7 protein-coding genes and 2 pseudogenes are annotated in these 7,753 nt (G+C 40.8%); 3 read left to right on the top strand and 6 right to left on the bottom strand.

Translation table 11 applies throughout. From position 1 onward, the window contains the following. Positions 1-821: pseudogene (locus tag SMIDD26_RS06015) on the bottom strand (ATP-dependent nuclease subunit B); the annotation flags it as partial. Positions 822-938: 117 nt separating this feature from the next. Between SMIDD26_RS06015 and SMIDD26_RS06010 the strand changes: the two are divergent. The 3 genes from SMIDD26_RS06010 (at position 939) to SMIDD26_RS06000 (ending at position 3,561) form a co-directional block, all read left to right on the top strand. Then, positions 939-1,748 carry a Cof-type HAD-IIB family hydrolase gene (locus SMIDD26_RS06010; protein WP_061439489.1) on the top strand — a complete coding sequence of 270 codons (810 nt, stop codon included), beginning with the start codon at positions 939-941 and terminating at the stop codon, positions 1,746-1,748. A gap of 141 nt (positions 1,749-1,889) precedes the next feature. Beyond that, the gene (locus SMIDD26_RS06005; RefSeq protein ID WP_061439487.1) at positions 1,890-2,798 is read left to right on the top strand and encodes an ABC transporter ATP-binding protein; all 909 of its coding nucleotides are present in this window, start codon (positions 1,890-1,892) and stop codon (positions 2,796-2,798) included. Between the two features lie 10 nt (positions 2,799-2,808). Continuing rightward, complete coding sequence (locus SMIDD26_RS06000; RefSeq protein WP_061439485.1) at positions 2,809-3,561, top strand: ABC transporter permease; 753 nt, start codon at positions 2,809-2,811, stop codon at positions 3,559-3,561. Between the two features lie 39 nt (positions 3,562-3,600). Here SMIDD26_RS06000 and SMIDD26_RS05995 read toward each other — a convergent pair whose 3' ends face one another. The 5 genes and pseudogenes from SMIDD26_RS05995 to SMIDD26_RS05975 form a co-directional block, all read right to left on the bottom strand. After that, positions 3,601-4,479, bottom strand: coding sequence for a sensor histidine kinase (locus SMIDD26_RS05995; RefSeq protein WP_061439483.1), 879 nt, complete (start codon positions 4,477-4,479; stop codon positions 3,601-3,603). Beyond that, positions 4,476-5,177: a response regulator transcription factor gene (locus SMIDD26_RS05990; protein ID WP_061439481.1), complete on the bottom strand. Its 702-nt coding sequence runs from the start codon at positions 5,175-5,177 to the stop codon at positions 4,476-4,478. The genes SMIDD26_RS05995 and SMIDD26_RS05990 overlap by 4 nt, the downstream gene beginning before the upstream one ends. Positions 5,178-5,367: 190 nt before the next feature. Continuing rightward, positions 5,368-6,243, bottom strand: coding sequence for an N-carbamoylputrescine amidase (gene aguB, locus SMIDD26_RS05985; RefSeq protein ID WP_061439479.1), 876 nt, complete (start codon positions 6,241-6,243; stop codon positions 5,368-5,370). 9 nt (positions 6,244-6,252) lie between these two features. Continuing rightward, positions 6,253-7,338 carry an agmatine deiminase gene (aguA, locus tag SMIDD26_RS05980; RefSeq protein ID WP_061439477.1) on the bottom strand — a complete coding sequence of 362 codons (1,086 nt, stop codon included), beginning with the start codon at positions 7,336-7,338 and terminating at the stop codon, positions 6,253-6,255. Then, positions 7,335-7,753 (bottom strand): annotated as a pseudogene (locus SMIDD26_RS05975) (carboxynorspermidine decarboxylase); the annotation flags it as partial. The gene aguA and the pseudogene SMIDD26_RS05975, both read right to left, overlap by 4 nt.

Raw genomic sequence — 7,753 nt, 5'->3', positions numbered from 1 at the left:
TAAACGAGAGGCCTTGTCAAAACTATCCATCTTCTCATGAGTTTGAGAACAGTCCAGAGCAGGTGTTTGGTATTTAGAGGCTAGATGATGGAGAAACTCCACACTGGCTTGGTAGAGATTGCCCTCGCTAAAAGGACTAGTATAAGCTTTCTTACTAGCATAAGCCCCAATAACAATCTCAACTCCCTTGCCATGAAGTAGGTCCACAATTCTCTCTTCCTCAGCAGAAAAACGGGTAAATCCATCAATAACCAAGGCGATTTGATTAAAATCACTACTTACCTTGTTATTCTCAATAGCCTCAATCAATTGAGACAACTGACTTCCCTGAGCCAACTGGCCTTGATTGAGATAAGCAGTAACTTTCTCAAAATCAAGAGTAAATCGGCCCTCTTGTCCTCATCCGTCAAACTCTCCAAGTCCAAAAAACTCATCTGAGCTTTGGTCATCTCGTGGTAAAGCTCAATCAACTGCTGGATAAACTGAGGATCTTGCTTGATAGCGCCATAAACACGCAAGTCCTTGGGGGCAAGTTCTGCAAGGCATCTGTAAAAGGCCATCCCAAGACCGATGTCATCTAGACTGGTCTTGGCAGGCGAATCATTCAAAATCAGGTAACGAGCCATCTGCGCAAAGCGAGTGACGGTAATCGCAAAAGAAGCCTGCTGGGACAAGCATTCCAGCACGGCGCGTTCCTTTTCAAAAGAAAGAGAGTTGGGAGCGATGTAGAAGACCCGCTTGCCAGCAGCAACTAGCTCCTCCGCCTCTCTGGTTAGAATTTCAGTCAAAGAAGTCCGAATATCAGTATAAAGTAATTTCATCTCTGCCTCGTTGGAATTTTTCATTACCTTATATTATACCATGATTAGCCCGAAGATTCCTCCTCCTTTCCTCTAAAATATGCTATAATAATACCAAAAGATAAAGAAGGAAGTCTTATGATTAAACTACTAGCCTTGGATATGGACGGAACCCTCCTCAATGAAGCCAAGGAAATCCCACAAACTCACATTACTGCTATTCACCAAGCTATTGAAAAAGGTGTCAAACTGGTTCTCTGTACGGGACGCCCGCTCTTTGGTGTCCTCCCCTACTATCAAAAACTAGGACTTGACCTCCAGAACGAATATGTCATTGTCAATAACGGTTGTTCAACTCACCAGACCAGTGACTGGGGGCTAGTTGACTGGCAGGAACTCAGTCCATCTGACATTGAATACCTCTATGACTTAGCTGAAAAGAGTGATGTTCAGTTGACTCTTTTTGATGAGGAGCACTATTTTGTTCTCGGTGGCAAGCCCAATCAAGTCATTGAAAATGATGCTAAACTAGTCTTTTCAGATTTAACTGAAATTTCTCTTGAGGAAGCGACTAGTGGCAAGTACCGTATGTTCCAAGGCATGTTTTTGGGGACAGAAAGCCAAACAGATGATTTTGAGCAGCGTTTTGCTGAGGAACTCTGCCAACGATTTAGTGGAGTTCGTTCGCAGCCTGTCATTTATGAAGCCATGCCACTTGGAACGACAAAGGCTACTGCTCTTTCTCGACTAGCTGAGATTTTGAAGATTGAGCCTGCAGAAATTATGGCCATGGGCGATGCCAATAACGATATCGAAATGCTCCAATTTGCAGGCCTTGGTATTGCTATGGGAAATGCCAGCGATTATGTCAAATCCCTAGCTGATGACGTTACAGCCAGCAACGAAGAAGATGGCGTTGCGCGTGCCATTGAGAAATATATTTTATAATTAAGAAGCCCAGTTCATGTCAACTGGGTTTTGATATTTAAGAATTCCTAAAACTTTAGAAACTCTTTAGAAATCCTTGAGCTTTCTTTGATTTCTATGCTTTATACTAAAATTATCAAAATAAATCAAAAGGAGAGAATCATGAAAACAGTACTTGACATTCATGGATTGTCCAAAAACTTTGACAAACAAGCTATTCTTCAGGATCTTCATCTAACCATAAGAGAGGGAGATATTTATGGACTTATCGGAAAGAACGGAGCTGGGAAAACCACATTGATAAAAATCGTTACACAACTACTGTTTGCGGATAAAGGGACTGTTTCCCTCTTCTCTAGCCAAACGGAAAATGAGTGGAGCAAGGCTCTATCTCGAGTAGGTTCAGTGATCGAATCACCTGTGGCCCATAATCACTTAACAGCCTACCAAAATCTGAAATATTACTGTATGATTCGCCATATTCCAAATGCTGATCAAGTCATTCGAGAAACGCTGGACTATGTAGGTTTGGCAGATACAGGTAAAAAATTCTTTCGTGATTTCTCTCTTGGAATGAAACAAAGACTTGGTATCGCCATTGCCCTTCTATCTAAACCAGACTTCCTGATTTTAGATGAACCTATCAACGGTCTCGACCCAATCGGTATCAAAGAATTTCGACTCATGATTCAACGGCTCAATCAAGAGAAAGGGATCACCATTCTCATCTCTAGCCATATCTTGTCAGAACTCTATCTCCTAGCCAATCGTTTTGGTATTTTAGATCAAGGCAAGATTATCCGTGAAATCAGCAAAGCTGAATTTGAAACACTAAGTGAGGATTATATTGTTCTTAAGACAGCTGACCAAGAGAAAGCTTGTCAAGTATTGAAAGAACAAATCCAGCTCCAGTTCAAGGTTGTTAATCCAGAAAATGAAATTCATATCTTTGGTCAGGAACAAGATGTCAAACAGATTCTCAAGGAATTAACCTTGGCAGATGTTGCCATTGACGAGATTTACTATGCCCGTCAAAACCTAGAAGAATACTTCACTCAATTGGTCGAATAGGAGGAAAATCATGATACATACCATTCAAGCAGACTTTTACCGTCTTTTCCGTTCAAAAGGATTCTGGATTACAGAGTTCATTCTCTTTGTAATCATGTTAATGGGGGCTATTTTTGGAGCTACTGGTCATCTGATGGCAATCCAGACAGAAGAACCAGAAATTCCAACCCATGGTTGGGACGGTATACAAGCACTTATCAACGCATCTAGTCAAGGTTCAAACCTCGTTTTTCTCTGCATCGTCCTAGCCTGCCTCGTTCTTGGAGTTGATTTAATCGGCAAACTCTATAAAAATAATTTAACAGTGGGTGTTTCTCGTACCGAGTTTTTCCTTGCCAAAGCCTTTGTATTGGCTTGCATTGGACTTTCTCAACTCATCATCGGTCTCGTGATTGCCTTTATTCCAGCAACTATCTTAAATGGATTTGGAACTATGCCTGATGGCTTTATTGGAAATCTACTGGTAACCATTTTCCTTCAATTTCTTTGCCTTCTAGCTTGGCTTTCCATTGTTTCCTTCATCCTCTATGTTAGTCATTCTTATCTTGCGGTATTTATTGGTTATTTGGTCAGCTCTACCTTACTTTCTATGCCAATGATCATTTTTCCAAATATCAAATTTTTACCATATTTGTCCTTACAATTTTCCTATGCTATGACTGCTAATAGTGAGTCAATTCTCTACACATTTATAGGTAGCTTAGCTGTTATTGTAATCTTTAATATAGGTGGACTGACAGTTTTCAAAAAGAAAAGTCTATAAAAAATAACCTCCTCTAGCCTACAGAGGAGGTTTATTTCGTTAAAAGTAAATGCAAACCGACAACCACTGCCCATCTGTGCTTAGTTTCATCTCTGCACCGAGAAGATGACATAATTCCTCAGTGATATAAAGGCCTAAACCAGAGGATTCTTCCGTATCAGATAGATTTTCAGAATAAAAACGGTTGCTGAGATTTTCTATTCTTTTGATGGGCTGTTTAACAAGGTTTGCAATCTCTAAGACAAGCTGTTCCTTTTCCTTTCTCAAAGATAGACGCGCTTCTTCCTTACCATGCTTGAGGATATTTCCAAGCAGATTTTGTAAAATTCGATCCAGTAAGTCTTCATCAGTCCTCATTTTCAGACCAGCTTCAACCTCAAAATCAAGCGTGATATTTGCCGCCTGAAAAACATCATAATAAGTCAGAGTCTTTTTGGTAATAAAAGCGGAAAGATCCACTTCTTCCATTTTCGGTTTAACAGCTCCTTCCATCAAACGACGGTATTCTAGGAGAGCCTCCAAACGTTTGGAAACTAAATCAAGATGTTGGGCTATTTTTTGTAAGGTTTCTGATTTGTCTTCAGGAGTTTTTATCAATTGTTGCGTGTAGCCTGACGCGATAGTCAAAGGTGTCCGAATATCATGGGCAATATTGCTGATGGCCATATCCAGAGTCTGCTTTTCCCTTTTCATAACCAACCGAGACTGTTCTACTTCCAGAAATAGATTTTCAATTTGCTGGTAGAGTTGTAAAAAATGTTTGGAAAAAATGCTGACTCCGACTCTTTTCATACTACCTGTGAGAATCTTGTCCTCAATCTGTTGATTCAAGTTTTTAAGTGCTAGATGGTAGCGAATTAATACAATCGATAAAATAGTTAGGAGTATCAGTAGAACAAAGATCATCATGTAGGTCATTGCTTGTCTCCTTTTAATCTTATCCCAACTCCCCAAATGGTTTCAATATATTCTTGAGTTGAGTCAAGCTGGTTTAATTTTTTACGAAGATTACTCAAATGCGTATTGAGAGTATTATCTCCAGGTAGGTAGCTATCCTCCCAGACCAATTCATAAAGTTCTTCCTTGGTGAAAATTTTCTTAGGATGTTTGAGGAGAGTTTGGAGAATCAAGCATTCTTTTTTGGCAAGGCGAATCGTTTCCTGGCTATTTTTGATTTCAAAACTTTCTGCATCAAACTGGATATTTTTCAAGTTTTGTGGCAGATTTTCAGTTTTTTCTATTTCCATAGGCTGTTTTTCTACGTTTTGACGTAATTGAACAGTAATCCTAGCAAAGACTTCGTCCAAATCAAAAGGCTTGACGATGTAATCATTGGCACCGTCTAAGAGGTATTGACTGATTAACTTCTTATCGCTCAAAGCCGTTAGCATAATGACTGGAATTTGACTTTGTTCCCTGATGGCTTTTAAAACCTGATCCCCATTTTTCCCAGGAAGCATGATATCTAGCAAAACGAGGTCAATCCCACCTTGGTCAAAACGCATGATTCCTTCTGTACCAGAAAAGGCTTGAATTACCTCATGTTCCTCAGTAAGAAGTGTTCGTAAAATCTCTTGAATGTCACTATTATCTTCAATAACCAATATCCTAGCCATAAATACCAACCTTTCTGCAACTATTATAGCATGTTTTATTGATAAAGCTTAAACAGAAAAGCTCCTCGCATCAAAGCGCGAGAAAGCCTTAGAGGATTAAAATATAAAATCCACTTGCTAGATGACCTAGTATCCTTATAGTTGCTAGTGAAAACGAGTCTAGCAGAATGAATCTCTCATTTCTCCCCTACTAGTCCGTAATACGTTGATACATTTCAGGTCTTCTATCTCGAAACAAGCCCCAGTTTAGGCGTTCGCTTGCTCCCTTATCAAGGTCATAAGTAGCTAACAGAACAGCTTCTCCTTGTCTTTCAGCTCGCTCTAGAATAGCTCCTGTTTCATCCGTCGTAAAGGATGAACCGTAGAAGTCAAGACTGGAACTCTGTCCGCCATTTTCCTCACTTGGAGTGACTTCCTCTAATCCATAACGATTGGCTGCGATGACTGGAACAATATTTGCTGCTGCGTGTCCTTGCATGGTACGTTGCCAATGACCACAACTATCTGTATCCAAAATCGGCTCTGAACCGATGGCTGTAGGATAAAAGAGCAATTCAGCACCATTCAATGCAAGACAGCGCGCTGTTTCAGGGAACCATTGATCCCAACAGATACCGATCCCAATCTTAGCGTAGCGCGTATCCCAGACCTTGAAACCTGTGTTGCCAGGTGTGAAATAAAATTTTTCCTGATAATAATGGTCATCTGGTATGTGAGTTTTCCGATAAACGCCCAGCACTTCCCCATCTGCATCAATGACGGCAATAGAGTTATATAAGACATTGCCATCTTTTTCATAGAAACTGATCGGTAAAACAACTTCTAGTTCCTTAGCAATCACCTTAAAATGCTGAATGGCAGTATTTTCTGTCACCGACTGGGCATGCTGGTAGTAGTCATACTGACGTTCCTGACAGAAATAGGGACGTTCAAACAACTCGGGCAATAGAATAATTTGTGCACCTTGTTCTGCAGCCTGACGTACTAAACGCTCTGCGGTTTGGATATTTGTTGCCACATCCTTAGCGCATTGCATCTGAATGGCTGCAACTTTTACATTTCTCATCTTTTTCTCCTATTCTGGGATTTGTTGGGTGATACAGTGGATATTGCCACCACCTAATAGAATATCTCTGGCTGGAATTCCGACAACTTTACGGTCTGGAAAACACTTGCTGAGGATATCTAAGGCTACTTGGTCGTTTACATCCTCAAACTGTGGAACTAAGACAGCCTTGTTGGCAATATAGAAATTGACATAGGAAGCAGCAAGCCTTTCACCTGCGTATCGCTCTTCTTCTCCTTCTTCATAGATATAGCCTGGCAAATCCTCTTCTGTCACAACTTGACGAAGAGCTGGAATTGGAAGTTTATGAATGGTGAAGTGACGGCCTTTTGCATCTGTCTCTTGTTCTAAGAGTTCGAGATCTGCTTTTGACATGGCATACTGAGGATCGTTTTGATCATCTGTCCAAGCCAAAACAAGCTCAGCAGGACCAACGAAGGCAGCAACATTGTCAACGTGTTCATTGGTTTCATCCTGATAAATACCATAAGGAAACCAGATAACTTTTTCGGCACCTAGATAGTGCAATAATCTTCTCTCAATTTCTTCTTTACTAAGATGAGGATTGCGACCAGAACTAAGCAAGCAACTTTCAGTCACGAGAATGGTTCCTTGACCATCGCTATGAATGGCTCCGCCTTCTAGGACAAAAGGTTTGGCATCATAAACAGGCATTTCCAAGGCCTCAGCAAAATGACTGGCTACTTGGTCATCATCTTCATAATCTTGATAAAGACCATCAACAGCACCACCCCAGGCATTGAAAGACCAGTCTACTGCCAACTTTTCCCTTTTATCATTAAGGAGAATGGTTGGGCCAGTATCACGCGCCCAGGCATCATTGCTGGGAATGTCTAAATAAACAACGCTATCTCCAAGGTAGTTTTGAGCTTCAGCTAAGTAGTCTTGGCCCACCAAAAGATAGACTCTTTCCCCTTCTGCTATGGTCTTGATAATCTGGCTAAATGCTGCTTTAGCAGCTTTTCCTTGAAAAGGCCATGATCCTGGTCGAGTCGGCCATATCATAAGGGTACCATGATGGGGCTCGTATTCTGCTGGCATGCGATAGCCTAATTTTTTGGGACTGTCCATCATGATAATCTCCCTTTAAAATCTTGATAGCCAAAGGCTTTGACTAAGCTACAGTCTCTCTGTTCGTCCATAAGATAGAGACTTGGCAATCCAATACCATTAAAGGTATTATTTTTGACAAATGAGTAAATAGCCATATCTTCAAAATAAAGTCTGTCTCCGATTTGGACTGGATTTTCAAAGCTATAATCACCAATCACATCGCCCGTCAGACAAGTATTGGAAGAAAGTCTATAGGTATGGGCTTTTTCCTGTGCCTCAAAGCCATTTCTCAAAGGTGGACGATAGGGCATCTCAAGTACATCAGGCATATGGCAGGTCGCAGAGGCATCTAAAACCAAGATTTCCATACCGTTTTCTACAATATCTAATACCTCAGTTGCTAGATAACCCGCATTGAGTGCAATGGCTTCCCCGC

It is taken from the genome of Streptococcus mitis (genome assembly GCF_001579035.1).
Classification (GTDB): domain Bacteria; phylum Bacillota; class Bacilli; order Lactobacillales; family Streptococcaceae; genus Streptococcus; species Streptococcus mitis_J.
Note: the sequence above shows the minus strand (reverse complement) of the source record. Positions and strands in the feature narration are given on the sequence as shown.

Excerpts from the sequence above, each read along its gene's own strand:
- SMIDD26_RS06010 (WP_061439489.1), top strand. The coding sequence starts at position 939 with ATGATTAAACTACTAGCCTTGGATATGGACGGAACCCTCCTCAATGAA.
- SMIDD26_RS06005 (WP_061439487.1), top strand. The coding sequence starts at position 1,890 with ATGAAAACAGTACTTGACATTCATGGATTGTCCAAAAACTTTGACAAA.
- SMIDD26_RS06000 (WP_061439485.1), top strand. The coding sequence starts at position 2,809 with ATGATACATACCATTCAAGCAGACTTTTACCGTCTTTTCCGTTCAAAA.
- SMIDD26_RS05995 (WP_061439483.1), bottom strand. The coding sequence starts at position 4,479 with ATGACCTACATGATGATCTTTGTTCTACTGATACTCCTAACTATTTTA.
- SMIDD26_RS05990 (WP_061439481.1), bottom strand. The coding sequence starts at position 5,177 with ATGGCTAGGATATTGGTTATTGAAGATAATAGTGACATTCAAGAGATT.
- aguB (WP_061439479.1), bottom strand. The coding sequence starts at position 6,243 with ATGAGAAATGTAAAAGTTGCAGCCATTCAGATGCAATGCGCTAAGGAT.
- aguA (WP_061439477.1), bottom strand. The coding sequence starts at position 7,338 with ATGATGGACAGTCCCAAAAAATTAGGCTATCGCATGCCAGCAGAATAC.